A 24,594-nucleotide genomic window follows, 5' to 3' on the forward strand; every position below is an offset into this window, starting at 1 on the left:
CCAAAAGAGCTGCGCTGCTGCGTGTATTGAAAACAACAAAAAAATTGGAGACTAAAAACTATGAATCACCCAAAACCTTCCGGAGAAGTTAAGGCGGTTGCAGTTGCTACTGCTGATGATCTCAGGGAGACTATTCGTCGCAAGAGCAAGTTAAAAGGTCGACAACCAGATGATACCTCAGTTGCTGAGGTTCGCCAACTCATTGGAAGTGCGCCGCATCGCCGTGATTTGTTGATTGAAAATCTACATAAGCTCAACGATGAATACCGCGCATTACATGATCGTCATTTCGTCGCGCTTGCAAAAGAAATGAATTTGTCAATGGCAGAGGTGTATGAGGTCGCTACCTTTTATCATCACTTTGAAGTAGTTCGCGGCAATGATCCTGTGGCGGATATCACGATCAGAGTGTGTGATGATACTACATGTGAACTGGCTGGCGCGCAAAACCTTTTATCAAAACTTCCTACCGTATTGGGCAACCCCAACATCAAAGTTATTGTAGCGCCTTGTGTCGGCCGTTGTGAGCAGGCTCCGGTTGCAGTAGTGCCAGTACTCCGTACTTTTTGCTACCACTGACAAAGTTCAGGCAGCAGTGAATAACAAACTCACTACTCAGCCTCTAGCAAAAGATGACGCTAACTTTGATCCTGCGTCGTTGGCGGAGCAGGGTGTCTCCCCGTAAGGGCAAAATCAAGCTCTATCCCCAGACTATGTTGAGTATGAAGCATATCGTGCGCAAGGTGGTTACGCCTTGGCCAAAGAAATCCATGACGGCGCTAGAGGTGCTGAAAGCATTATCAAGGCCATGGAAAGCTCAGGGCTCCGAGGCTTAGGCGGTGCTGGTTTCCCAGCAGGTCGCAAATGGCGCATTGTGAAAGACTAGACAGCTCTTAAGTTGATGGCAGTGAACATCGATGAAGGTGAGCCGGGAACATTTAAAGACCGTACTTACAGAGCGTGATCCACATCGATTTTTAGAGGGGCTATTAATTGCGGCTAATGTTGTCGGTATTGAGGCTTGTTATATTTATTTGCGAGATGAGTATCAACGGGTGCCGTGAGCTGCTAGAAAAAGAGCTAGCAAAACTCCAAGCAAATCCGCCATTTCCGATTCCTAAGATTGAATTACGTCGTGGCGCAGGAGCTTATATCTGTGGCGAAGAATCTGCCATGATTGAGAGTATTGAAGGCAAGCGCGGTGAACCACGGATGCGTCCACCTTATATTGCGCAAGTCGGTTTATTTGGTAGACCCACACTCGAGCATAACTTTGAAACTCTCTATTGGGTGCGAGACATCATTCAACGTGGGCCAGAATGGTTTAGCTCTTATGGTCGCCATGATCGCAAAGGTTTGCGAAGCTTTAGTGTCAGTGGGCGCGTAAAAAACCAGGCGCTAAATTAGCACCTGCGGGTATCACTATTCAAGAATTGATTGATGAGTATTGTGGCGGTATGCAAGAAGGTCATCAGTTCTATGGTTACTTACCTGGCGGTGCATCTGGCGGAATCTTACCGGCCACAATGAATGACATTCCACTCGACTTTGATACTTTGCAGCCCTATGGTTGTTTCATTGGTTCTGCTGTGCGGTAATGGTATTTAGCGATCAAGACAAAGCGCGTGATATGGCTTTAAATGCGATGCATTTTTTCGAGCATGAAAGTTGTGGTCAATGCACCCCATGCCGCGTTGGTACCGGTAAGGCCGCCAAGTCGATGCAAGCCCAATCATGGGATCAGACCACACTTGAGGATTTAGCGACTGTGATGGTCGATGCCTCTATTTGCGGCTTAGGTCAGGCTGCGCCAAACCCAATTCGCTGTATTCATAAATATTTCCCTCAAGAAGTTGCATAAGGAAGTCACCTAAAAAAGATCAGGGAAGAACGAGACAGATATGAACGCACCAACTAATCCTAAAGAACTTGAATTAAAAATTGTTGAGTTCAAGCTTGACGGTCAAACCATCATTTCGTATAAAGGCGAAACAATACTTAAGGCTACAAAACGCCATGGTATTGGTATTCCGCATCTCTGTTTTAAAGATGGCTACCGTCCAGATGGAAATTGCCGTGCATGCGTAGTAGAAATTAATGGTGAGCGTACTTTAGCTCCTAGTTGCTGTAGAAATGCTACACCTGGCATGGAAGTAAAAGCCAACAGTGAACGTGCCATCAAGAGTCAAAAGCTTGTGCTGGAGATGTTGCTCTCTCATATGCCTGATGAGGGCTTTAAGTGGGTTGGTGATAGCAAAGAGGAAGAGCAGAAGAACCAACAGGCGAACTCAGTACTTGGGCCGCTCGTTTGGATGTAACAGTGCGCCCTGAGTTAAAAACTTTACGTCGAGAAGCGGTATCAAGCGATATTTCTCATCCAGCGATGGCTGTCAACTTAGGCGCTTGCATTCAATGTAATCGTTGCGTTCGTGCTTGCCGTGAAGAGCAAGTCAATGATGTCATTGGTTACGCTATGCGCGGAGCACATAGTGAGATCGTATTTGATTTCAATGATCCTATGGGCGATAGCACTTGTGTAGCCTGCGGCGAATGCGTATAAGCATGCCCAACAGGCGCTCTTATGCCGAAGGGTTTAATTGGATCGCAAACAGTCGACCGCAAGGTTGATTCTGTTTGTCCGTTCTGCGGAGTAGGTTGTCAAATTACATATAACGTCAAAGATGAAAAGATTGTGAGTGTTGAAGGTCGTGATGGTCCGGCCAATCACAATCGTCTCTGCGTTAAGGACCGTTTTGGTATGGATTACATCCATAACCCACAGCGCTTAACTAAACCATTGATTCGTAAATCTGGCGTACCAAAAGACGAATCTATGCTTAAGGGTAAGCAAGACTGGTCTCACATTTTCCGCGAAGCTACTTGGGAAGAGGCGTTGGATATTGCTGGTGGCGGACTAAAGAAATTAAAAGATCAGCATGGCTTAAAAGTGCTGGCTGGCTTTGGTTCTGCAAAAGGCAGCAATGAAAGAGGCTTATTTATTCCAAAAACTAGTTCGTACTGGCTTTGGAAGTAATAACGTAGACCACTGCACGCGACTTTGTCATGCCTCCTCTGTGGCAGCCTTATTAGAGGGTGTGGGCTCTGGTGCGGTGAGTAATCAAGTGAACGATGTAGAGCATTCCAGCTTGATCATGTTGATTGGCTCAAACCCTACTGCAAACCATCCTGTAGCTGCTACCTGGTTTAAGAATGCGGCCAAGCGCGGCGCAAAGATTGTGCTCTGTGATCCTCGCATGACTGATATCAGTAAGCATGCATGGCGTACGATGCAATTTAAACCTGATACAGACGTGGCGATGCTCAATGCGATGATCTACACCATCATCGAAGAGGGTTTAGCCGATAAAGACTTTATTCAGCATCGTGCTAACAACTTTGATGCCTTAAAAGAAAACATTAAGGGTTACAGCCCTGAAGCAATGGCCTCGATTTGTGGTATTCCTTCTGAGACTTTGCGCGAAGTTGCCCGTGAATTTGCTACTGCTAAGTCTGCAATGATTTTATGGGGAATGGGCGTTAGCCAACACGTTCATGGCACTGACAATGCTCGCTGTCTGATTGCTTTGGTGAGTATCACTGGCCAAATTGGTAAGCCAGGCTCAGGATTGCATCCGCTGCGTGGTCAAAATAATGTGCAGGACGCGAGTGATGCTGGCTTGATTCCGATGATGTTCCCAAATTACCAGCGTGTTGATAATCCAGAAGCCCATGCTTGGTTTGAAAAGTTCTGTGGAATACGCCGCTCGATAAAAAGCCCGGCTACACCATAGTTGAAATCATGCATAAGATCGCTGCACCAGATAGCGATCCTGACAAGATTCGCGGAATGTATGTTGAGGGTGAAAATCCAGCTATGAGCGATCCTGATTTGAATCACGCTCGACATGCTTTGGCTTCCTTGGAGCATTTAGTAGTTCAGGATATCTTTATGACTGCAACTGCACTGCTTGCAGACGTCGTATTACCGGCAAGCGCTTGGCCTGAGAAGGTTGGAGCCGCAAGTAATACTGACCCATGGTGCAAATGGGCAAGAAAGCGATTGAACCTCCTGGAGATGCAAAAGCAGATTTGTGGATTATTCAGGAAATTGCTAAACGCATGGGTTTGAACTGGAATTATCAAGGTCCGGATGCGGGTGTTGCCGAGGTTTATGACGAGATGCGTCAGGCTATACATGGTGCGATTAAGGGTATTACATGGGAGCGGCTTGAAAAAGAATTTAGCGTGACATACCCATGTCTCTCATTAGAGGATCCCGGTCGACCTATCGTATTTGATGATCAGTTTGCTACCCCTGATGGCAAAGTAAAACTCGTTCCAGCAGGTATTATTCCCGCGAATGAGCGCCCTGATTCTGAATATCCATTTGTCCTCATCACGGGACGTCAGCTAGAGCATTGGCATACAGGTAGCATGACTCGAAGAGCACCCGTACTGGATGCGATTGAGCCAATGGCTACGGTATCGATGAATGGAGAAGATATGACTCAGCTAGGTGTCTCTGCTGGTGATGTCATTGCTGTCCAGTCCCGTCGTGGTGAGGTTGGCATTCATGTCCGAAAGGACGATGGCACGCCAAGGGGTGTGATCTTTATTCCATTTGCATACTCTATGAGGCCGCTGCTAACTTGATCACTAACCCTGCCTTAGATCCATTTGGCAAGATTCCAGAATTTAAGTACTGAGCGGTTAGGTTGGCTAAAGGCGGGTCAGGCTGCAGAGGTGATGGGCTATGGCACCAATGCTCCTAACGGGCCAAAGGTAATGGCAAATATCTAAATCTCGATCCGGATGCAAATGTAGTCAATAGAAAGGCCCCTTAAAGGGGTCTTTTTGCATAGATCTCATCATTTTCATTTGCCCTTTAGAATGACTGATTCATGGTCAGTTCAATACCTACACCAGCACAAGCAAAAGCGGACTTACCAGTTCTCATCATTGGGGCTGGCTTAGCGGGCTTAACGGTCGCTTTGCATATGGCCGAGACTCAGCCGGTAATCTTGATGGCTAAACGTGGCCTAGGTGAGGCAGCTACAGCTTGGGCACAGGGTGGCATTGTGGGGGTAGTTGATAAGGAGCATGACAGTATCGATTCTCATGTGACCGATACCTTGGATGCTGGTGCAGGTCTGGTGGTTGAATCTACAGCCCGCTACATAGCGGAAGAAAGTGCTGAAGCAATTCGTTGGTTGGTTGAGCAAGGTGTACCTTTTACTGAGGATGAGGCTGGTCCCATGGGTCTTCACCTGGCTCGTGAGGGTGGCCATAGTCATCGCCGGATTGCCCATGCGGCAGATGCCACTGGTAAAGCAATCCATGAGGTATTGCTGGATAAAGCTAGATCACACAAGAACATTCAAATCTTGGAGCATTGGATTGCGCTGGATCTCATTACTAATCGCCAATTGGATGCTAAGGCCCAACGTGGTAAGCCCAATCGATGTTATGGCGTGTATGCCTTAGACATTAAAAAGAACAAGGTTGAAACCATTCAGGCGAAGTCGGTTGTTCTTGCTACTGGTGGTGTGGGTAAGGTCTATCGTTACACCAGCAATCCTGACACTGCTACTGGTGATGGAATCGCGATAGCTTGGCGTGCAGGGTGTCGAGTTGGCAATATGGAATTTATTCAGTTTCATCCGACCTGCTTATATCACCCGAGTGATCGTACCTTCTTAATTACAGAAGCAATGCGGGGTGAGGGCGGTCTATTAAAGCTGCCAGATGGTACGCGCTTTATGCCGGAGCATGACGATCGTCATGAACTAGCACCACGTGATATTGTGGCGCGCGCCATCGACTTTGAAATGAAAAAGCATGGATTGGACTACGTGCATTTAGATGCCACTCACCTTGGCGAAGCGGTTATTAAAGAGCACTTTCCAATGATCTACGCGCGTTGCCTCAGTCTGGGTTTGGATATTACTAAGGAGGCTATTCCGGTTGTGCCTGCTGCACATTACACCTGTGGAGGTGTGGTAACGGATCTAAAGGGACGCACCGATTTGCCGGGCCTGTATGCTGTCGGTGAGGCAACCCATACCGGTTTACATGGCGCTAATCGTTTGGCAAGTAACTCATTATTAGAGTGTATCGTGATTGGCAAAGCGGCGGCTGAAGATATATCCTCACTCAAAACTCCAGTCATTCATTCTCTACCTTTGTGGGATGAAAGTCAGGTTGAAGATGCGGATGAGCAGGTTGTCATTGCGCATAACTGGGATGAGTTGCGGTCGTTGATGTGGAATTATGTAGGTATCGTACGGACCAATCGCAGACTCGAGCGCGCATTACATCGTATTAAATTGCTGCGTTACGAAGTGCAAGAGTATTACGCCAACTTTAAAGTAACACGCGATCTAATTGAGTTAAGAAATCTGCTGGAATGTGCGGAACTCATTGTGCGTTCGGCATTAATGCGTCGTGAAAGTAGAGGTTTGCATTACAGTCGCGATTATCCGGGCGCTTGGGCTGTTTCTTATCCAACTATTTTGACGCCGCAAGCGGAGGGTGTAGACACCCCTCAAGAGGCTTAGAGATCTAAAGATTGAACGTTTTATCCAAGAATTCTCATTGAGAAATCGACAGCATTCACATCTTTTGTTAATTTTCCAAGGGAAATTCGATCTACTCCAGTAGCCGCAATGGCGCGCATTTGATCCAGATTAATGCCCCCCGATGCCTCTAATAGTGCGCGGCCTGCAGTAAATGCTACTGCCTGCTTCATTTGATCAGCATTGAAGTTATCAATCAAAATGCTTTTGGCGCCAGCTGCTAAAGCTTCTTCCAGTTCATGAAAATTTTCTACTTCGATCTGAATATCTACTCCAGCGTTCAGAGCCAGAGCATTCTTTAAGGCGGCAGAAACACTTCCTGCAGCAGCAATATGATTTTCTTTAATGAGAATTCCATGCCACAAAGCTAAACGTTGATTTTGTCCAGACCCAACTCGCACTGCATATTTCTGAGCTTGTCTTAAGCCAGGGAGAGTCTTGCGTGTATCCAATACTGCGCATCCCTTAGGGTTTGGGCTAGCACCCGCTATGGCATCTACATGTTGACGGGTAATAGTAGCTGTCCAAGAGAGCGTTTGCAAAAAGTTAATACAGGTGCGCTCTGCCGAGAGAAGGACTTGAGAATCTACCTGGATATCACACACGGTAGTATCAGGCTTCATCATGTCACCTTCAATGTAATGCCAAATAATCTTTGCCTGAGGGTCTAGTTTCTTAAGGGTGCCTTCGAACCAGTCAACACCGCATAGAACGGCCGCTTGGCGAATAATGAGTTGCGCTTGAACATTTTTTTTTGGCACTAGCATTGCAGTCCAATCGCCAGTGCCAATATCCTCTAGAAGTGCATCATGAATATTGCGTTGACGGGCTTGCTCTAAGGTTTCATTGAATTCAAACATAGGATATTTCTTATCTGCTTTTGTAGATTAGGCTGAGCCAATATTTTTGACAAAGCCATGCTGTGCCTTAGCAAGCAGGTCAGGATGGTTTTTTGTAAAGTCCAGCATGCGGTCGATACATCCTAAAGCTTGTGAACGAATGGTCTCGTCAACGAAGACCTCACCAAAATCATTTTCCAAGCAATTGAGAATGCCTGCGAGTCCATTCATGGCCATCCAAGGACAATGCGCACAACTTTTACAAGTCGCACTATTACCAGCGGTCGGGGCTTCAATTAATGTTTTACTTGGGGCAAGTTGCCGCATGCGATGCAAGATGCCATTATCTGTTGCCACGATATATTCGGTTGCGCTACCCTCAACTACGGCCTTGATCATGGCAGAAGTCGAGCCCACCACATCAGCAAGGTTCACCACAGCTTGCGGGGACTCTGGATGCACCAAGATCATGGCGTTTGGATGCTGTGCCTTTAGGATTTCTAGCTCTATTGCCTTGAACTCATCGTGAACAATGCAGACGCCATTCCAAAGCAACATATCCGTCCCAGTTTGCTCCTGTATATAGCGACCCAAATGCCGGTCAGGGGCCCATAAGATCTTCTTACCTTCTACTTTGAGTTGGTGAACAATGGCTAAGGCACAGGAGCTCGTCACCATCCAATCGGCTTGTGCTTTTACGGCTGCACTAGTGTTGGCATAGACTATTACCATCCGGTCGGGGTGTGCTGCTCGAAAAGTAGCAAAGTCTGCGGCATTGCAACCTAGATCTAGAGAGCAAGTCGCATCTAAGTCTGGCATAAATACCCGCTTTTCAGGGCTTAGTATTTTTGCGGTCTCGCCCATAAAGCTGACGCCAGCAACAATCAAGTTTTTTGCAGGATGATTTTTTCCAAAGCGGGCCATTTCGAGGGAGTCAGCAACGCACCCACCAGTTTCCAGAGCTAGATCCTGAATGTCTGCGTTTACATAATAGTGGGCAACTAATGCGGCATTTTTTTCAAGCAACAATGTCTTGATTTTCTTTAGGACTTGGGGCTTTTCCAAGGCTGTTAGAGGCAGTGGGGTTTTAGCCCAAGCTTGAGCTGTACAGGTTAGGCCAGTCGAGTCTTGCTGGGGGTAATCAAATTGAATGGGGGTGGAGGACGATGCAATCATGCTGAATCTTAACCCGATAAGCAACCCTGAGGCTTTGGGGCTTGGTTTTATTGGTTTTGCAGCAAAGTAGGGCATTTCTGGAAATGCCTTTAGGGGGTGTTGGAGTACTGTAAGCACAGACTCGGAATCCAGATTTTAATTATAGATGAACTTCCTTAAAACACTCTTTCAATCTCCCGAGTTTAAATCTTTAAGAACTTTACAGGTTCTGATTTGGTCAGTCTTGTACGCCTATATAGCGGGCTATATTCTGCGAAATTTTGCTGGAGATTCTGGCGCTAGTCTGATTTGGGTTCCTGCTGGCATTGGTCCTAGCGCTACTCCTAAATTTTGGCATTTCCTACTGGCCTTATGTTTTTGTTGCTGCAGTAGTCGGAGAAATGTTTGGTGGTTTTGGGTTATTTACCGCCTTGATGTTGGCATTAGGCAGTGCTTCGAGCTGCATTCTTTCTGCCTATTTGCTGTCTAAGGTGTTCCCATTTAATCGCAACTTATCTTCATTGGTGGATATTGCCTCCCTCATTTTGGTTTCTACCATTTTGGGTTTGTCCAGCGGTCTAATCGACGCCACCATCATTTACCAATCAGGCCGTGCCGAGCCCGGACAGTTTCAATCGGTCTTTTATACATGGTTTATTGGTGATTTTTTTTGGTGCTGCATTCTTTACTCCCGTTCTGCTGGTGTGGAGAAGATTTCCAAAGGACTGGCTAAAGACGCCGAAGTTATATGAGGTGATCACCTTCTTTGGCCTAGTGTTTTTGTTTGGGCAGGGCGTCTTATTTGGTTGGTTGAATACTCAGTTTGAAGCGTTGAACTTTGAAAATCGAGGGTATTTGATTCTTCCCATATTGTTGATTGCTGCGCTGAGATATGGACGTCACGGAGCCATGCTGGTACTGGCATTGACAGTGGTGCAGTCTATCTTGGGCGCCTACGATGGTCATGGCTTTTTTAATCACAGCATGATGAATGACCCATCGCCAATTAGTATTTGGGTATTTCTGAGTTTGGTATGTTTCTTGAGTCTAATGATCAGCTTGCTGATTGAAAATAATCAAGCTAAAAACCTAGATTTAGTCAAAGCTGAAGGGCGCTTTAAAGAAATTGTTGAGCGTATTCCGGTATCTATGGCAATTTTGGATGTTGATAAGCGGTCGATGGGTTTGGTAAACGATGCTTATACTAATTTAACTGGCTATACCGCCAGTGACTTAGAGAGAAGTGATGATTGGTGGAGCCTTGCATATCCCGATCCAGCATATCGACAAGAGATTGAGCGGTTATGGGATGAGCGCGTTCATGAGGCGAGACATCTGCACACTCCGATGGTTCCAGTTGAGTCCTGGATTGTGTGTAAAAACGGTGAGAAAAAATACATTAGCTGGGGCTCAGTGAGTGCAGGGGATAAATTTGCAATTTATGGAATTGATTTAACCGATAGAAAGAAAAATGAAGATTTATTAAAGAGCACTTCTTCGGTTTATCAGGCAATTGGGGAAGCTGTGTTCATCACCAACCCTCAAAATGAATTCATATTAGTCAATGATGTATTCAAAGGGATTACGGGCTATAGTAAAAATCAAATTGCTGGCCTCAACCTACAGTCTCTTCTGGCAAAGGTGGATAATGCCAGTACCTACTCTGATTTATTGCCCGCTTTAGACTCCGTTGGTCATTGGGAGGGGCAGGTTGGCATTAAATGTAGCGATGGCACGAATTACTTAGGCTTCTTATCGCTTTTCTCTGCATTAGATGACAGAGGAAATATTCGTCAACAAGTTGGTCTGATATCTCAAGTATCTGATCAGAAAAAATATCGTGAAATTATTACGCGTCAGGCCAATTATGATTCTCTAACTGGGGGCTACCAAACCGCCGTTTATTTTTAGATCGTGTAGACGAGTCCATTAAGCGTTCAGATCGCAGTAAGAATAATTTCGCGCATTGTTGTTCGTTGATTTGGATCACTTTAAAGACATTAACGACACCTCGGGTCATGATGTGGGTGATGAGATATTGCGACGAGTGTCAGAGCGCTTCAAGGCTGAGGTAAGAGGGTCCGATACCGTGGCCCGCATTGGTGGTGATGAATTCACTATTATTTTGAATGATCTGGAGCATCCAAGGAATTTGGATAAAGTGCTTATGAGTATTACAGATCGACTTGCTGAGCCGATTGAAATTGAGGGTAAGGTTTTTCATGTATCCGCATCAATAGGAATTGCTTTTTACTCGCAAGATGCTACAAGCACCAAAGGCTTATTAATGAAGGCCGATCAGGCTATGTATGCCGTCAAGACTCAGGGCAGAAATGGTTTTCATTATTTCACCCAATCCTTGCAAGAGGTTGCCGACCAAAAGATGCGGGTGATCTCAGAACTCAGAAATGCATTGAAAAATAATCAGTTCTATTTGCACTATCAGCCCATCGTGGACTTGGCCGCGGGGAAAATATTGCACGCCGAGGCGCTATTGCGTTGGAAGAAAGAAAATGGCCAACTCAGTTTGCCTGTGAACTTTATTGAGGTTGCAGAAGATTCTGGTTTGATTATTGAAATTGGCGATTGGGTATTTAAGCAAGTCTGTCAGTTCTTGCAGGACTTGCCGAGTGCCAATAAAGACATCAGCATTGGCATTAACGTTTCTGGCAGTCAATTCAACTCAAATAAACATTCCGCTCTAGATTGGATTGATTACCTGCAAGAGCGCGGCTTATCCAGTAGCCAGATTATTCTTGAGGTGACGGAGCACACGATGATGAATCAAAACGCTCGTGTTGCGCAGAAGATTGCCTTGCTACACAAAGTGGGCTTTAAGTTCGCAATTGATAACTTTGGAACTGGTTATTCCTCACTTTCTGCTTTGAGAAACTTCAATTTCAACTATTTGAAGATCGATTTCTCCTTTACACGACAAATCACTCATAGCAAGTCTGATGAAGCTTTGGTGCGAGCCATGGGCACTATGGGTGCAGGTCTTGGCTTATATACGATTGCTGAAGGTGTCGAAACTGAAGAGCAGCGTCAGGCCCTCTTGGATGTGGGTTGTGCATTAGGGCAGGGGTATTTGTTTAGTCGCTCCGTCCCCGAAGAGGACTTTATGAAGTTACTGGAGATTTTCTAGTAGTTAACTCCTAAACAGCTGTCTAAATTATTGTCCAATTGCAACAAATTAGATAGTTTTTGTAGATTTACGTGTCTAAATCATTTGTATGGCTGTATAAATGATCCCCCGGCCTCCGTTTTTTGGCTTGGGAATTGAAAAAATGATTGGACACCTGACTAAATGATTTCAAGTAAGGAGCTGCTGGAGCAAACTGGCATCTCCAGAGCGACTCTCAATAACTACATACAGCTAGGCATTCTGCCCAGCTGGTGATACGGCTGGGGGGCGGCTCGCTTATTGGGTTACTTCCCTGATGATGCAGTTGATCGCATTCAGACAGTTCAAGCGTTAAAGGCCAAAGGCCTTTCCATGAATTTAATCGCCCAAGAGTTAGCCTCTACCGACGCGCTGCTGGGTGTGGGTGATTTTGGTGATGACTTAGAGCCTGTTCGCAGTGCTGAATCTGTCCAAGTTGCTGCAGTAAAAGCGCCCGCATTTCGTAAAACCGCTTCTGCGCCCCCCCAAAAAACAGACCATGCAGTCTAGTTCTGGAATGATGCTTTCTTTGGATCGTTTAGAGCAACCAGCTTACATGCTCAACTACAACCTTGAGCTTACCTGGTTGAGTGAAGCGGCACGAACCGAATTATTTTGTTTTACCACTCCTCCTGCACAAAGTTCTGAGAGAACCCTTTTTGAGTTGTTCTCGCGTCCTGAATCAAAACTTAGCCTCAGCGATCAACGTGCCTTAGCAAATTTACAGTTGCACTTAGCCAGCGCGAGGATGGGGAAAGATTCTCTGACCAAGGTGGTCATGTCTGCTGATCCTGATTTAATGGATTTATTTGTAGATTTGAAATTTCAGACAAAGTCGCAGGAACAACAACCTTCATCTGCAATTACTGAGTTGGACTTGATTCGTACTGGTCCAAACTGCTTGCCGATGCTGTACAGGGTGTATGCAGTGTATTTCCGCGAGGGAATCTTGGTTATTCATACGGCATTTGAGGATCGAGAAGATGGTTTGCTCGCGTTCTTGGGTAAGCGCGATCAGGTGATTCAAAGTTTGCTCAGCAAGCGTCTACCGGTGATGACACCATTGGCAGTTCTCGTTGCGGATCTGCAAAACTCCGTCCGCATATGCTCTGAATTGCCTCCAGATGAATACTTTGAGTTGATTAATCAGATTTGGTCGACCATGAGCCCGATTTTGCGCAAGTACACGGGCACCCATGGCAAACATGCTGGTGACGGGGTGGTTTACTATTTTTTCCCTCAGCCAGAAACCAATTACTTGTTTAATGCCATTGCTTGTGCTGACGAACTTCATCATGCGATGCGAAAGATTAGTGCGGATTGGCAATTGCGTAAAAATTGGTTAAATGAGTTGCAGTTGAACATTGGTCTACATGAAGGGCAGGAGTGGCTTGGTAGTTTCCAATCAGCGAACCATGTTGAATTTGCTGTACTAGGCGATACTATTAATCGCGCCTCAAGATTGAGTGATTTTGCGCGTCATGGCAGTATTTGGGCGACTAAAAATTTAGTCTCACGCCTGACGAGTGATGAGCGTAGTCGAGTGGAGTTTGGCGTAATGCATCGCAGCGTCGAGAATGGTGATCGATTTATGCTTTCGTCTTATGCCCAAGTTGAATTATTGGTTGATCTCAATGATGGTAAGCTGGATAAATTACGAGATATCGCCCAATTAGCGGTGACAGAGATTCGTAGAGTCACTACGACCAGACAGTACTAAGGCAATAGTACTAGCAGTACTGCCGTACCCAAACATTTTCAAAAACCTATTAAGGATTTAAACCCTTGACCTGTTGATAGTTTTCAGGAGGAGGGTTGTAGCCAGGAATTTTGGTGACGTCTACTTCGTCAACCTGTTTAGGGTCTAAAAATTTCTGGGCATATTCTTCATAGACCTTTTCCCAGATAAAGACGTCAAATAAATCAGGATCAACGTGGGCACCCAGTTTTATTTTGCCTAATATCTCTAAAGATTCGCTCAGTGTTTTGCCTTTTTTGTATGGGCGATCATGGGCGGTGAGGGCTTCAAAAATATCTGCAATACCCATACATCTTGCTGGTGCCGACATCTGCTCTCTAGTGAGGCCTTTAGGATAGCCTTTGCCATCCATCTTTTCATGGGGTCCACCTACATACTCGGTCACATTTTTCAGGTGTTTTGGCCATGGCAATTGCTCTAACATGCTGATCGTTAAATCAATATGGTGATTAATAATTTGGCGTTCTTCATCATTTAAAGTGCCCGCACGAATCGTAAGGTTCTTGATCTCTTCATCGTTTAAAAAAGCACGACATTGCCTTCTATATCACGCCATTGGTAGAGAGTTGCAATATTTTTTACTCGTTCAATATCAGCATCTTTCATGAATTCGCCACCGACATTGCAGCGCTCAATAAATGCATAGTCATCAATCAATTGAGCTTTTCTTTCAGCGGCTTGTTCAGCGGAAAGATGGCCTCTGGCAACCTCAAGATCAAAGTTTTGTAAAACCTGTCCAGCCCTTGTTTTAACAAGAGTAATACGGTCAAATATTTTTTCAAGCTTGGTTGCTTTATCCACTACGTGAACCGGAGTGGTAATTTTTCCGCAGTCGTGTAGCAGACCAGCAATTTTTAATTCTTTGCGATCGGCTTCGGTCATATTAAATTCTGCAAGTGGGCCTGCCTTACAACGATTCACCGCATCGGCAAGCATTAAGGTTAACTCTGGCACACGGTTGCAGTGACCGCTGGTATAGGGTGATTTATCGTCGATCGCGTGATTAATCAGACTAATAAAAGACTCAAACAGCTCTTCTAATCGGTTCATTAATAAGCGATTGGTTAATGGCGACAGCGGCTTGGGATGCCAGGGCCGCAACAATTTCTTGATTGGTTTTAGAAAAGGGAATGATCTTGCCAGTTTCGGGATCGCTGGCATTAATTAATTGCATCACGCCAATAATTTCCGACTCATGGTTTTTCATGGGGATGGTGAGGAAAGATTGCGAGCGATATTGATTTGCGCTGTCAAACTTTTTTGTACCTGAAAAATCAAACTCCGTGGAATCGTAGGCATCGGCGATATTGATGGTTTGGTTTTTATGGACTGCGTAGCACAAACTACTCGAGATAATTCGGGGCTGCCATCCTCTTTATAAAAGGCAAGGGGTGAAAGGTTTGCAGGAATTGGGCTTTTGCCGCCAAGGTGTGCGCCTTTGCTCTTGGTATGCAAAATCTCAAACTTCAGAGTTTTTTCTTCTGTAATGCGATAAACGGAGCCACCATCAGCATAGGTCATCTCCATGGCTGATTGCAAAATATTTTCCAAAAGTTGGTCGATGTCTTTCTCGCTACTGAGAGGTGCTCCAATTTGCAACAGGTGCGACATCAGTTTTTTGTCAATATGTTCAGTCATGGTCTTTGATTATTTTGCGAAACATTCAGGGGTCAATTTTTTTGGTGTTTTCTTATTAGAAAGCATTCGTATTTCAATTAATTGTTCATTATGAACAAAAGCCCAGATTTTGCTCATTTTCATCAAGTTATTCGATTTCTCTGTTGCCTTTTTCTGTTGGCGCCATTTCGTAGGGGGAAATGCTAAAAAGAGTGCTAAAAAGCAATATTTTTCATATTATGAAAGACATTTTTGCTGTTTCAGGGCTATTTAGCTAGAGCCTTGATTCATAATGCATATTGATTTTATTTACAAAATTTAAGCTTATTTTTCTCATTTCTTTACATATAACCAAAGTTACGCTGTGACTCGACCTAGCCGCCGTGTTGTGCCTCGGTTGCGTTTTGCCCGTTTACCTCTCGCCGTTGCTTGCGCTGCATTGGTATTTGCAGGATGCACCACTCCAATTACGAAGGAGTGGTGATGCGCCTGATGGACCTGAATATGTTCGGTGGATTGGATGTCTGATGCATTTCGTGCGCTGTTGAACAGCAATTGCCACGCCCTAAAAGAGCTTTGGCGGCAAGACTTTGAGAGTGAAGAGCTCGATGGTCTGATTGATGCCGCTCTAACGAACAACTACGACTTGCGTGTTGCCGTTGCTAGGGTTGCCCAAACTCGAGCACAGGCTGATGTAGTTAAGGCAAATGAATCGCCAACAATCGATGTTGGCGGGTCCCTACCGCAATCAAGCTCCTGCCCTCGGCCCTGGATATGCATCTAGCACCTCACAGTGGTATAGCCAACCTGTATGGCAGGTTGGTTTTCTAGCCAACTATGAGGTCGACCTCTGGGGGAGAAAAGGCTTTAATACGCAATCTGTATTCTCGCAAGTGTTGGCCAGTGAGTACAACCGACAAGCAGTTGCCTTGAGCCTGGTTGGTGACACTGCTACAACCTATTTCTTGGTGACATCATTGGATGAGCGTGTTGCTCTGTAGGTGAGCGCAACTTAGAAGCCATCCGCACTGTTGGCAAAGGTCTGCAAAAACGGGTAGATCGTGGTGATGCCACGATTATTGATTTGTCACAACAGTTGATTTTGCAAACCAATACCGAAGCTTCTGTTACTGCTTTAAAACTGCAACGAGAACGTGCCTTCAATCGTCTAGCAGCCCTAGTTGGTAGAACTCCTTCTACATTGAAGTTGCAAGCACGTTCGATTGAAAAAATTAAGATCCCTGTTGTTTCTCCAGGCTTGCCATCTGATTTGCTCTGTCGTCGTCCCGATGTCAGAAGAGCGGAGGCTGCATTGGAGGCTGCAAAGGCTGACTTGTATGCTGCTCGGGCCAATTTATTGCCTACCTTTGCACTGACGGGTGGCGCTGGTTATGGTTCTTTCCTGTTATCTCAATTAACAATGCCTCAAAGCTTGTTCTACAATATCATAGCCAATATTTTACAAAATGTATTTGATGGCGGTAAGAGGCGTGCAGAAATACAAGTTGCAAGCGCAAAGAATGTAGAGCTATTAAAGGCTTACGCAAATGCAGTCCTATCGTCTTTACGTGACGTAGAGGATAGTTTGTCTGGTGTGAATTTGACGGCTAAGCAATACGATGCTTTAAATGACTCTCGCGTTCGTGCGCAACGTCTTGCAGAGATGAGTGCTAAGGTGGTTGAAAGAGGTGGCATGGATTATGTGCAGCTTTATGAAATTCAACGTACTGTTCTCATAGCTGAAGACTCTGCCATCGCTGCTCGTAATGACCAACTACGAGCTTCTGTCGATCTTTTCAAAGCAATCGGTGGCGGTACCACATTGGATAACGATCCCTGCCTAGGTGGTGGACGTCTTCCAAAGGCTGATGCACGCTGGGTCGAGCAACAAGAGAAGGTTGATTCTGTTTTTGCTAAGAAGACAGCGGTGGGTGTAAATGCTGCTGGTCAACCTGCTTACGAGAAGAAGGGGGGCTAAGGGCGGTGTAGGCCCATCGCTCAATCAAAGTCCTCTGCAGTCTCCTGGAGTGGATTTTGATCTCCGCCCGCCTCCTAAAGCGCCTGCAGCAATTTCTGGTGATACGGCTCCCAATACGCCACAGGCAATGCCGATGCCAATTATGCAACAAAACCCTAGAGCGGAATTGAAAAGGTTTCTTGAGTTATGAATAAATTTATTCAATCCCTAAAAGATCTATATGAAAAGCTGGTGCAGCTTTTAGGTAATCTTTTGGGCGCATTAGGTTATATCTACGACTTTTTGTTGCGTGCAGGTACAGCCCTTTATCAAGTCGTAAAGAATGATGTGCTGGCAGTGCAGCGTAAGATTTGGGGCTCTCGTGGAGAGATTAAAGGTCATTCAAGTGACGCGGTTAGTCTGGCAAAGGAGCAATCAAAGATTTTGATTGCTAAATTAAATCCTACTTATTGGGCGCCACTATTTCTCACGCAGTATCGTCAGTTTAAGAATGTATGTAATAGGGAGTGGGCTACTTTTACTTATGATATTCATAACCTGATCATTCGTTTGAAGCAGATGTGTCATCCAACTGATGCTCAACGAGTAGTGGGACTGCTTTCTCCATTAGATGCTGAGCGCACTACGATCATTGCCGCAAGTATTGTCATTAACTTATTAGCCTTGGCATTTCCATTGTTAATGTTGCAGTTATATGACCGTATTTTGCCCAATCAGTCATTAGATACTTTAGGAATTGTAACGGTGGCAGTAGGCCTTGCTGTAGCGGTTGAATCGATTATTCGTGCGCTGCGTTCATTTACTACTGTATGGATCTCTGCGCGTTTTGAACATCGCGCATTAATTGCAGTGGCTGAAAGAACCTTAGCCGAGCCATTGCATGAGTTTGAGCGCAAGGGCACAGGCGCTGTGATGGATGGCTTTAAATCAGTTTCCACACTTAAATACCACTATTCAGGACAAACGTTTCAACAGTTGATGGATTTACCGTTTACCTTGTTGTACGTGTTCATTGTTTTTATCCTTAGCCCGTGGGTTGGCCTTTTATTGTTTACTGGCTATTGCGTGTTTATTTTTATTACCTGGAGAAATGGACGCAATGATCCAGAGTTAATTAAGGAGCAAAAACAAGCGGACCTTAGGCGGGCAAATTTCTTAAATGAAACGCTGGGTAATGTCCATACGCTTAAGTCAATGACTATGGAGTCATTGATGCTCCGCAGATATGAGCGTCTTCAAGAGGGTTGTGCGCGAATTATGTCCAAGGTGACTTATGCCTTAGACATGTCCTCTGGTATTGGCGCTATTTTTTCACCATTGATGAACATGATGGCAGTGGCTCTTGGCGCTTGGTTGGTTATTGCGGGGCATTTAACAAATGGTGAGTTAGCTGCTTGTATTTTGTTGGGCATGCGCTCTTTGTCTCCTCTCCAAAGATTGGGTGGCATGTGGGCCAAGTATCAGCAGGATGAAGTCTTGAGGGATGAATTAGCAACGATCTTGAAGCAGCCAGGTTTGGTGGTAGAGCCTCGTTCGATGGATTTAATGCCAATTGCAGTTGAGCGCCCACTTAAACCAGCTGGTCTAAAGTTTGAAAACGTCACCTATGGTTTCCCTGGCTTAAAAACCAATTTATTCACTGACCTCTCTTTTGATGTTGCTCCTGGAGAATGTTTGGTTATCAAAGGAGACAGTGGCTCTGGACGCAGCACTCTATTGCAGCTCATGGCCGGGATCCTAACGCCTAATTCAGGTGTAATTTCTATTGATGCTCAATCTATTGAAGAGATCGATATCAACCTCATTACCGAAAAAGTTGCCTATCTCCCGCAAAAGGCGGTGATGTTTGAGGGCTCTTTATTAGATAACGCGAGCGTATTTGATCCTGCTAGAGTTGAACGAGCACTCAATACAGCTAAAACATTAGGTTTAGGCGACTTTGTTTCTAAGATGCCTCGTGGCTGGGATTCGATTGTGGGTGATATGGCTGCTGATTCATTGCCGCCAGGATATCGTCAACGAATCGCCATCGTAAGAGCGCTCTCTAACCAGCCTAATATTAGTTTGACGATGCCACCTCTGTAATGGATTTCGAAGGGGACGCGGTCTTCTTAAGATTCTTAGAGACCATCCGAGGTAAGGTAACTTTAGTAATCGTTTCACAAAGACCATCTTTCCTGCGTTTGGCAAATCGGACGATGTTCTTGCATGAGGGACATTTATTAGATATTGAGCCTAGTAAGGTCAGTACTATTCGCGAGATCAATAGTGCTTCATCTGAAAAGATGGGGATGGTCTCATCTCAAGATCTACCAGCAAACTATCAACCAATTGCCAAGAGTGAGTATTTCACTTCCCCATATAAATCTAATATTGGCTCGAGCCTACTTAACACGTGCTCCTATCATGCTCTTTGATGAGCCTGGTGCAGGCTTGGATGATGAGGGCGATCAGAAGTTTATGGAAACTCTGCAAGCCCTTAAAGGCAAGGCAACCGTAATATTCATTAGCCATCGCCCAAGTCATATTCGCTTAGCTGACACTTTATTAGTTTTAGACAAGGGTTACCTTAGAGCAGCAGGGCCCCCTGACGTCCTTTTGAAGCAGTCTACTTCTGCGTAATGCAGTTTTAATTAATTAATCACAAAACGAGTTGACCTTATGAGTACGCAACCAGATACCAATTCTGAAGATCAAGCGAAGATAATTTTGGGTGGGCGCACTGACAACTATGTTGCCAAAGCAATCTTGCTTGAAGAAGCAGCCCCGCCTGCGTATATGCGCACGACTGTAAAGTTAGCTTGCTATGCGATCGGCATTTTCTTTTTGTGGTCTCTATTTGCTACGTTAGATGTAGTGGCTGTGGCGCCTGGTCAAATCATGCCGATTCAGGCGGTGAAGATTATTCAACACGTTGATGGCGGTCGTATTGCAACCATTGACGTTGTGGACGGTCAGTCAGTAACCGAAGGCCAGGTACTCATGCGGTTGAATTCAACTGAAGCTGGCGCTGAATATCAGACTTTGTCGGCCAAGTATTGGGGCTTGTACGCTAGGGTAGAGCGTTTACGCTCTCTTTTAAGCGATCGCCCAGCAGATTTTTCGAAGATCCCTGCGGAGTATGGCGATATGGTGAAAGAGCAGGAATTCGCCCTAAAGACATCAAAAGATCAAATTAATCAATTACAAAATGAAATCAAAATTTTGGGCGAAGTCAGTTCTATTCGTAGCGATCTAGCAAAGGAAAAGCTGGCAACTCGTGTCGCGGCCCTAGATGCGCAACGAAATTTAAGCCAAGCGCAAGCAGAGCTTTTGCGTTACCGCCGTACTAATATGGATGATTTAAATAATTCTTCATCTGAACTCGCACAGACTGAAGAACAACTCACTAAATTACGTGACCGCTTAGATCGTGTAGATGTTCTGTCTCCAGTTGATGGGGTAGTGCAGGACCTCAAATTCCGTACGATTGGTGGTGTAGTTCCTCCTGGTGCAACTTTGATGAATGTCGTTCCATTGGATGGCAAGACGCATGCAGAAGTGCGTGTTTCTCCAACTGACATTGGATTCGTGAAAAAAGGACAGGCAGCTCGTCTGAAGATTGGCACCTTCGGACTTCATGCGCTATGGCACGATTAACGGCACCGTTTCGATGGTTTCTTCTTACAGCGCCTTAGATGAGAAGCAGCAGCCTTTCTTCAAGGTTATTGTTAGCTTGCCTCAAACTTTTGTAAGCAGCAACGAAGATAAGACGATTGATCCTGGTATTACAGTTCAGGCAGATATCGTGACAGACCATCAATCAGTTCTTCGTTACGTGCTGCGACCAATATTTGTAGCCTTTAAACAAGGTATGCGTGAGCGCTAGAAACTTGAGAGTGTATTTAATTCTTTCTCTATAGGCGTTTTAGAAATCAATCATGGCCACCTTAAAAATAGCCCTGATAAAAGCCTATCTTTATCTGAACGCCAACAGCAAATTCTTGGGCTGTTGGCCGAAGGTAAAAGTAATAAAGAAATTGCAGCAGACTTAGCGATTGAACAAGGAACGGTTAAGCAGCATTTTATTGTTTAAAAAGCTCGGTGTTGTGAGTCGCGCAAAGGCGGCTGTTGTTGCAGAACGGTTGCTGAAAGCGAGTAATGGTCATCAAGCAGAATCAGGTATTCATAAGGCGCTAGCTTAAAAGAGTGGCTCGGGATCCAAAAAAGGCGAACGTTATCAGTGGTGCTTAATATCTGCTGTCAGTTTGGCGCTTCCTGATTTTGTTGCTAATGTAAATAGCTTCGAATCCACTTCAATCCGAAATCATTTTCTGGCAGATTTACAAAAACAAGCCGAATTATTGCTTGATAGTTTGGATGGAAGACTTTCTATTTCTCCTGATGGAAGTTTAGTGGCCTGGTTTGGTCACCCTAAGGCTCATTTGGATGATGCTGATAGGGCTGCGTATTTTGCTCAATTCATGTCTGAATGGATGAAGCGTTATGCAGAAAAAACCTTCTTCGTTGACTGGCAAGATTGATCTTGGTATTGGTGTTGCCTCTCATCCAGAATTGGTTGAGGAGGGGGTGGATAGTCTTTATGTAGCTGATGCATATCGTAAAGCAGTAATGCCGGCTCAACACTCAAAAATCCTGCATCGACCTATCTCCGATTATTTAACCAAAAAATTATCACTAAATTCTTTGCCCTGGCTGGATATTCGCACTCGCGAGGGAGGTAAAGCTATTGAGCTGCGTCAAGTTGGTGAGGTTTGCGCGATTGGGCCTAGCTCATCCGCTCTAGCGGACTGTAGCTTACAGTGGGGTGGGGCCTACCCTTCATGAATAGAATTTGTGAGAATGTGCAAGAAGGGGCTGCGCAATGGCTTGCGATTGAATCCCGGCCCCCAATCGCTGCGAGTTCTCTAATGGATACGATGGGTAACTTTGCCCACTCAAAAGCATTCAGTTGTTGCGCTTGAGGGCGCCGAATAATAATCGTCGCGATCGTTTGCTTGCTAGCTATTCTAGGCAAATCGAAGTTTTCTTTGATTCACTTGGGTTGGAAGAGAAAAAAGTACACAGTACCGCAGGGGAGAGAATTGCTGGATTGTTAGCTCAAATTGCACAGTTTGCTCCATTGATGGTGGAGCTCTACAGATTTAAAACATTAGATTCATTCAAGATGTTGTTAGGTGATTCAGGAATTGATTTGCTCGCAGCTCGGTCAATCATTGTTGTGGCCGCAAATCTGCCGCAAACCGGCAAACCTGCGCACGTTTATTGGGATCACGACCTACCGAGCAACCCTTTTCTCGTACTTTTACGATGGCGCAGCCAGAAGGTACTGTATTCCCAAAAGGAATTCAGGTTGATTTCCAGGTGATGTTAAACAGCCTATCTGATACTGCACGCACCATCTTAATTAGTGCAGCGAATAATCCGCAGATTTCTCTAGCGACTTCAATTGCCCAAGAATGTGAATCTCATCACAAAGCTCAGGCTGCAATACATGAGTTGACCAGTTTCGGCCTCATCGTTCCTAACGTGGATGGTGGTTTTGATTTTAGGGACTCCAATACGATTGATGCTGTTCGTCAATCGGATGCAATACCCCTAGGTATAGCCACATCATGAGCGCTAGAGTGACAAAATATTTTTATCAATTTACCCTTAGTTTGGGTATGTTTGCTTTATCAGGGCTGTCTTTAGTAAATTTTGCTCATGCCAAAAATGATTCAACGTTAGCATTTGGTACATTCGCTTACTCTTATTCCTTGCAGGCGGAATTCAGCAAAGGTTTAATCAGCACATCTCCAGCGGCATCTACAGTTCCATCGAATCCTCTTATTGATGAGAAGGGTGATCGAGCTGTAGTGGTTGGAATACGTGGTCCTATATCTAAAAATACTTTAGCTTCATTAAGGCAAGCTTTACCCAAAGTAAATGGCAACCCCATCCCCGCGGGCTTGATTGTCTTACTGGATTCTGCGGGTGGTGATGGAGTGGCTGCTATGGAAATGGGGCGCTTATTGCGCAAAGCAAATGCACATACTTTCGTTACCGGACAATGCGCTAGCGCATGCATATTGGTTCTTGCTAGCGGTGTAGTTCGTGCTGCACCAGCTTATACCATTGGCATTCATCGGGGGCGCATCACCGTTAGCGACAATAATGGACAAATACTAAAAGAAATTGATATCAAAAATGACCCTGCTGCAAGGCGGCAACTTGAAACCTTTGAGAAAACACTACCTGCCTATTTTGCAGATAGGGGTCTACCACCTGATTTATTCTTAGCCATGCAGCAACATGAATATAAAGGTGTTTATCGTCTAAGCGGCGAGGAAATCGTCTTCTACGGATTGAGTGGATTTGATTCAGGCTATTTAGCCCAACGTGCTCAATTGTTTCAAGAAATGATAGGCCCTTATCATATGGATAAAGATGAGTTACATCGATGTACTCTCAAGGTGGCATCGCGCTGCGCAGAGTTTGATCAACTGCATACTGTCTTTATTCAGCGTTATAAGAATGTATTAAAAGACCCTTACCTAAACTAAGTAATTAAAGCGTGTCCAATTTTTTCATTCCATTTCACAAAAGATCGCTAGGTCTTAAACTGCGAGATTTCTTGCAGATGACCTGTTTGGTCTTGCTTTGTACCTGCGCAAATTTTTCGATGGCAGCAGTGCCGGATGAAATGAAAGTCTTGATTGAAAAAGGCAAAGCAAAAGAAGCATATGAATTGGATAACCAACGTCCAGAACTCATGGGTGAAACTTTGTTTGATTACTACTATGGTGTTGCCGCGGTAGATTCAGGGAGAGTTTCTTTAGGGGTACTTTCTCTAGAGCGCGTGTTGCTGGTGGATCCGAATAACGATTTAGTACGTCTAGAGTTGGCTCGCGCATATTTTTCTTTAGGTGAATATCAAAGAGCAAAAGAAGAATTTGAAGAGGTAAAGAAACGTCAACCTCCTGCCGGAGTTCTCTCAACCATTGCTATTTATCTTGATGCTATTAAAAAAAAGAGGGGCAGTATAAGCCAGTGTATGGGGCTTACATTGAGCCAGGAATTGGCTACAACAGTAACGTAAATACCGCAGCCGCTATCAATAACATTATTTTGCCTTACTGGGGCTCAGTCTTTTTGTCACCAACGGCATTGCCACAACATTCTGTGTTTACCTACGATAGCGTAGGCGTTAATGCAGTAGTTCCAATTGATAATAATGTCAGCGGCTTTGTAAATGTAAATACTAGTCAGCAGCGCTATTCTCAAATTAGTGGATATAACTTAGATGTAACGAATGCAACAACTGGTGTTAAGTATGCAGACGGCCCAAACTTATTAGTTGCCTTTGGCAGCTTAGCAAAGCTCGATCAAGTTCCCGTACCAAATACTGGTGGTGGGAGCAGAGTATGTTCGTCAATTAAAAGAAACGCAGTCCATATTGCTCGGCGGTGGCAGTACTCGTATGAACTATGGCTCTCAATATAGTGCATATGATTCCACGTTGAATG

The 24,594-nt window shown here is 45.0% G+C and carries 27 protein-coding genes and 2 pseudogenes; 23 read left to right on the plus strand and 6 right to left on the minus strand.

Going from position 1 to position 24,594, the window contains the following annotated elements; genetic code table 11:
* The first annotated feature begins 60 nt into the window (after positions 1-60).
* The 3 genes and pseudogenes from DXE37_RS04545 (at position 61) to nadB (ending at position 6,557) form a co-directional block, all read left to right on the plus strand.
* A pseudogene (locus tag DXE37_RS04545) lies at positions 61-1,861 on the plus strand (NAD(P)H-dependent oxidoreductase subunit E).
* 40 nt (positions 1,862-1,901) lie between these two features.
* Positions 1,902-4,800 (plus strand): annotated as a pseudogene (gene fdhF, locus DXE37_RS04550) (formate dehydrogenase subunit alpha).
* Positions 4,801-4,901: 101 nt separating this feature from the next.
* Positions 4,902-6,557 (plus strand): L-aspartate oxidase, encoded by a 1,656-nt coding sequence (gene nadB / locus DXE37_RS04555; protein ID WP_114636724.1) that lies wholly within the window; start codon positions 4,902-4,904, stop codon positions 6,555-6,557.
* A gap of 20 nt (positions 6,558-6,577) precedes the next feature.
* Here the strand turns inward: nadB and nadC are convergent, their stop codons facing one another.
* Positions 6,578-7,435 (minus strand): carboxylating nicotinate-nucleotide diphosphorylase, encoded by an 858-nt coding sequence (gene nadC / locus DXE37_RS04560; RefSeq protein ID WP_114636725.1) that lies wholly within the window; start codon positions 7,433-7,435, stop codon positions 6,578-6,580.
* Positions 7,436-7,462: 27 nt separating this feature from the next.
* Entirely contained in the window at positions 7,463-8,590 is a 1,128-nt protein-coding gene (nadA, locus tag DXE37_RS04565; RefSeq protein ID WP_114637535.1) for a quinolinate synthase NadA, read from the minus strand.
* Between the two features lie 305 nt (positions 8,591-8,895).
* On the opposite strand from nadA, the gene DXE37_RS10760 reads away from it, so the two are divergent.
* The 5 genes from DXE37_RS10760 (at position 8,896) to DXE37_RS04585 (ending at position 13,452) form a co-directional block, all read left to right on the plus strand.
* A complete protein-coding gene (locus DXE37_RS10760) occupies positions 8,896-9,321 on the plus strand; it encodes a hypothetical protein (protein ID WP_162786181.1) in 426 nt (141 codons plus the stop codon).
* The gene (locus DXE37_RS04570) at positions 9,230-10,480 is read left to right on the plus strand and encodes a PAS domain S-box protein (protein ID WP_231971077.1); all 1,251 of its coding nucleotides are present in this window, start codon (positions 9,230-9,232) and stop codon (positions 10,478-10,480) included. Before DXE37_RS10760 ends, DXE37_RS04570 begins: the two co-directional genes overlap by 92 nt.
* A 55-nt stretch (positions 10,481-10,535) precedes the next feature.
* A complete protein-coding gene (locus DXE37_RS04575; protein WP_114636727.1) occupies positions 10,536-11,714 on the plus strand; it encodes a putative bifunctional diguanylate cyclase/phosphodiesterase in 1,179 nt (392 codons plus the stop codon).
* Between the two features lie 279 nt (positions 11,715-11,993).
* Positions 11,994-12,242, plus strand: coding sequence for a MerR family transcriptional regulator (locus DXE37_RS04580; RefSeq protein ID WP_114636728.1), 249 nt, complete (start codon positions 11,994-11,996; stop codon positions 12,240-12,242).
* The gene (locus tag DXE37_RS04585) at positions 12,232-13,452 is read left to right on the plus strand and encodes an adenylate/guanylate cyclase domain-containing protein (protein WP_114636729.1); all 1,221 of its coding nucleotides are present in this window, start codon (positions 12,232-12,234) and stop codon (positions 13,450-13,452) included. The genes DXE37_RS04580 and DXE37_RS04585 overlap by 11 nt, the downstream gene beginning before the upstream one ends.
* Before the next feature lie 49 nt (positions 13,453-13,501).
* Here the strand turns inward: DXE37_RS04585 and DXE37_RS12425 are convergent, their stop codons facing one another.
* The 4 genes from DXE37_RS12425 to DXE37_RS12440 are packed head-to-tail and all read right to left on the minus strand — an operon-like array spanning position 13,502 to position 15,129.
* On the minus strand, positions 13,502-13,999 hold the full coding sequence (locus DXE37_RS12425) for an HD-GYP domain-containing protein (protein ID WP_331852163.1): 498 nt from the start codon (positions 13,997-13,999) through the stop codon (positions 13,502-13,504).
* A gap of 11 nt (positions 14,000-14,010) precedes the next feature.
* Positions 14,011-14,541, minus strand: coding sequence for an HD-GYP domain-containing protein (locus DXE37_RS12430; protein WP_231971081.1), 531 nt, complete (start codon positions 14,539-14,541; stop codon positions 14,011-14,013).
* Positions 14,516-14,803 (minus strand): GAF domain-containing protein, encoded by a 288-nt coding sequence (locus DXE37_RS12435; protein ID WP_231971360.1) that lies wholly within the window; start codon positions 14,801-14,803, stop codon positions 14,516-14,518. The genes DXE37_RS12430 and DXE37_RS12435 overlap by 26 nt, the downstream gene beginning before the upstream one ends.
* A complete protein-coding gene (locus tag DXE37_RS12440; RefSeq protein WP_231971410.1) occupies positions 14,695-15,129 on the minus strand; it encodes a hypothetical protein in 435 nt (144 codons plus the stop codon). The genes DXE37_RS12435 and DXE37_RS12440 overlap by 109 nt, the downstream gene beginning before the upstream one ends.
* 499 nt (positions 15,130-15,628) lie before the next feature.
* Between DXE37_RS12440 and DXE37_RS04595 the strand changes: the two genes are divergently transcribed.
* The 15 genes from DXE37_RS04595 to DXE37_RS04665 all read left to right on the plus strand — a co-directional run bounded on the left by DXE37_RS04595 (position 15,629) and on the right by DXE37_RS04665 (position 24,571).
* Positions 15,629-15,892, plus strand: coding sequence for a TolC family protein (locus DXE37_RS04595; protein ID WP_114636730.1), 264 nt, complete (start codon positions 15,629-15,631; stop codon positions 15,890-15,892).
* On the plus strand, positions 15,816-16,109 hold the full coding sequence (locus DXE37_RS10765; protein WP_162786183.1) for a TolC family protein: 294 nt from the start codon (positions 15,816-15,818) through the stop codon (positions 16,107-16,109). Before DXE37_RS04595 ends, DXE37_RS10765 begins: the two co-directional genes overlap by 77 nt.
* 83 nt (positions 16,110-16,192) lie before the next feature.
* A complete protein-coding gene (locus DXE37_RS04600) occupies positions 16,193-17,086 on the plus strand; it encodes a TolC family protein (RefSeq protein ID WP_162786184.1) in 894 nt (297 codons plus the stop codon).
* Positions 17,087-17,272: 186 nt separating this feature from the next.
* The gene (locus tag DXE37_RS04605) at positions 17,273-19,171 is read left to right on the plus strand and encodes an ABC transporter transmembrane domain-containing protein (protein ID WP_114636732.1); all 1,899 of its coding nucleotides are present in this window, start codon (positions 17,273-17,275) and stop codon (positions 19,169-19,171) included.
* Positions 19,172-19,426: 255 nt separating this feature from the next.
* Entirely contained in the window at positions 19,427-19,708 is a 282-nt protein-coding gene (locus DXE37_RS04615) for a hypothetical protein (protein ID WP_231971083.1), read from the plus strand.
* A 39-nt stretch (positions 19,709-19,747) separates the two neighbouring features.
* Positions 19,748-20,725: an HlyD family efflux transporter periplasmic adaptor subunit gene (locus DXE37_RS04620; RefSeq protein WP_114636735.1), complete on the plus strand. Its 978-nt coding sequence runs from the start codon at positions 19,748-19,750 to the stop codon at positions 20,723-20,725.
* Positions 20,706-20,954: a hypothetical protein gene (locus DXE37_RS04625; protein WP_114636736.1), complete on the plus strand. Its 249-nt coding sequence runs from the start codon at positions 20,706-20,708 to the stop codon at positions 20,952-20,954. Before DXE37_RS04620 ends, DXE37_RS04625 begins: the two co-directional genes overlap by 20 nt.
* A 45-nt stretch (positions 20,955-20,999) precedes the next feature.
* Entirely contained in the window at positions 21,000-21,161 is a 162-nt protein-coding gene (locus tag DXE37_RS14290; protein WP_415067116.1) for a helix-turn-helix domain-containing protein, read from the plus strand.
* A gap of 172 nt (positions 21,162-21,333) precedes the next feature.
* Positions 21,334-21,609 (plus strand): hypothetical protein, encoded by a 276-nt coding sequence (locus tag DXE37_RS04635; protein ID WP_114636738.1) that lies wholly within the window; start codon positions 21,334-21,336, stop codon positions 21,607-21,609.
* On the plus strand, positions 21,572-21,913 hold the full coding sequence (locus tag DXE37_RS04640) for a hypothetical protein (protein WP_162786186.1): 342 nt from the start codon (positions 21,572-21,574) through the stop codon (positions 21,911-21,913). The genes DXE37_RS04635 and DXE37_RS04640 overlap by 38 nt, the downstream gene beginning before the upstream one ends.
* 133 nt (positions 21,914-22,046) lie before the next feature.
* Entirely contained in the window at positions 22,047-22,454 is a 408-nt protein-coding gene (locus tag DXE37_RS12445) for a hypothetical protein (protein ID WP_231971085.1), read from the plus strand.
* Positions 22,454-22,705, plus strand: coding sequence for a hypothetical protein (locus DXE37_RS04650; protein ID WP_114636741.1), 252 nt, complete (start codon positions 22,454-22,456; stop codon positions 22,703-22,705). The genes DXE37_RS12445 and DXE37_RS04650 overlap by 1 nt, the downstream gene beginning before the upstream one ends.
* The gene (locus DXE37_RS04655) at positions 22,702-23,631 is read left to right on the plus strand and encodes a hypothetical protein (RefSeq protein WP_231971087.1); all 930 of its coding nucleotides are present in this window, start codon (positions 22,702-22,704) and stop codon (positions 23,629-23,631) included. Before DXE37_RS04650 ends, DXE37_RS04655 begins: the two co-directional genes overlap by 4 nt.
* A gap of 119 nt (positions 23,632-23,750) precedes the next feature.
* The gene (locus DXE37_RS04660) at positions 23,751-24,167 is read left to right on the plus strand and encodes a tetratricopeptide repeat protein (RefSeq protein WP_162786189.1); all 417 of its coding nucleotides are present in this window, start codon (positions 23,751-23,753) and stop codon (positions 24,165-24,167) included.
* Positions 24,119-24,571 (plus strand): hypothetical protein, encoded by a 453-nt coding sequence (locus DXE37_RS04665; protein ID WP_162786190.1) that lies wholly within the window; start codon positions 24,119-24,121, stop codon positions 24,569-24,571. Before DXE37_RS04660 ends, DXE37_RS04665 begins: the two co-directional genes overlap by 49 nt.
* Positions 24,572-24,594: the final 23 nt, after the last annotated feature.

Source organism: Polynucleobacter necessarius, assembly GCF_900095205.1.
In the GTDB taxonomy this organism is placed as follows: Bacteria; Pseudomonadota; Gammaproteobacteria; order Burkholderiales; family Burkholderiaceae; genus Polynucleobacter; species Polynucleobacter necessarius_E.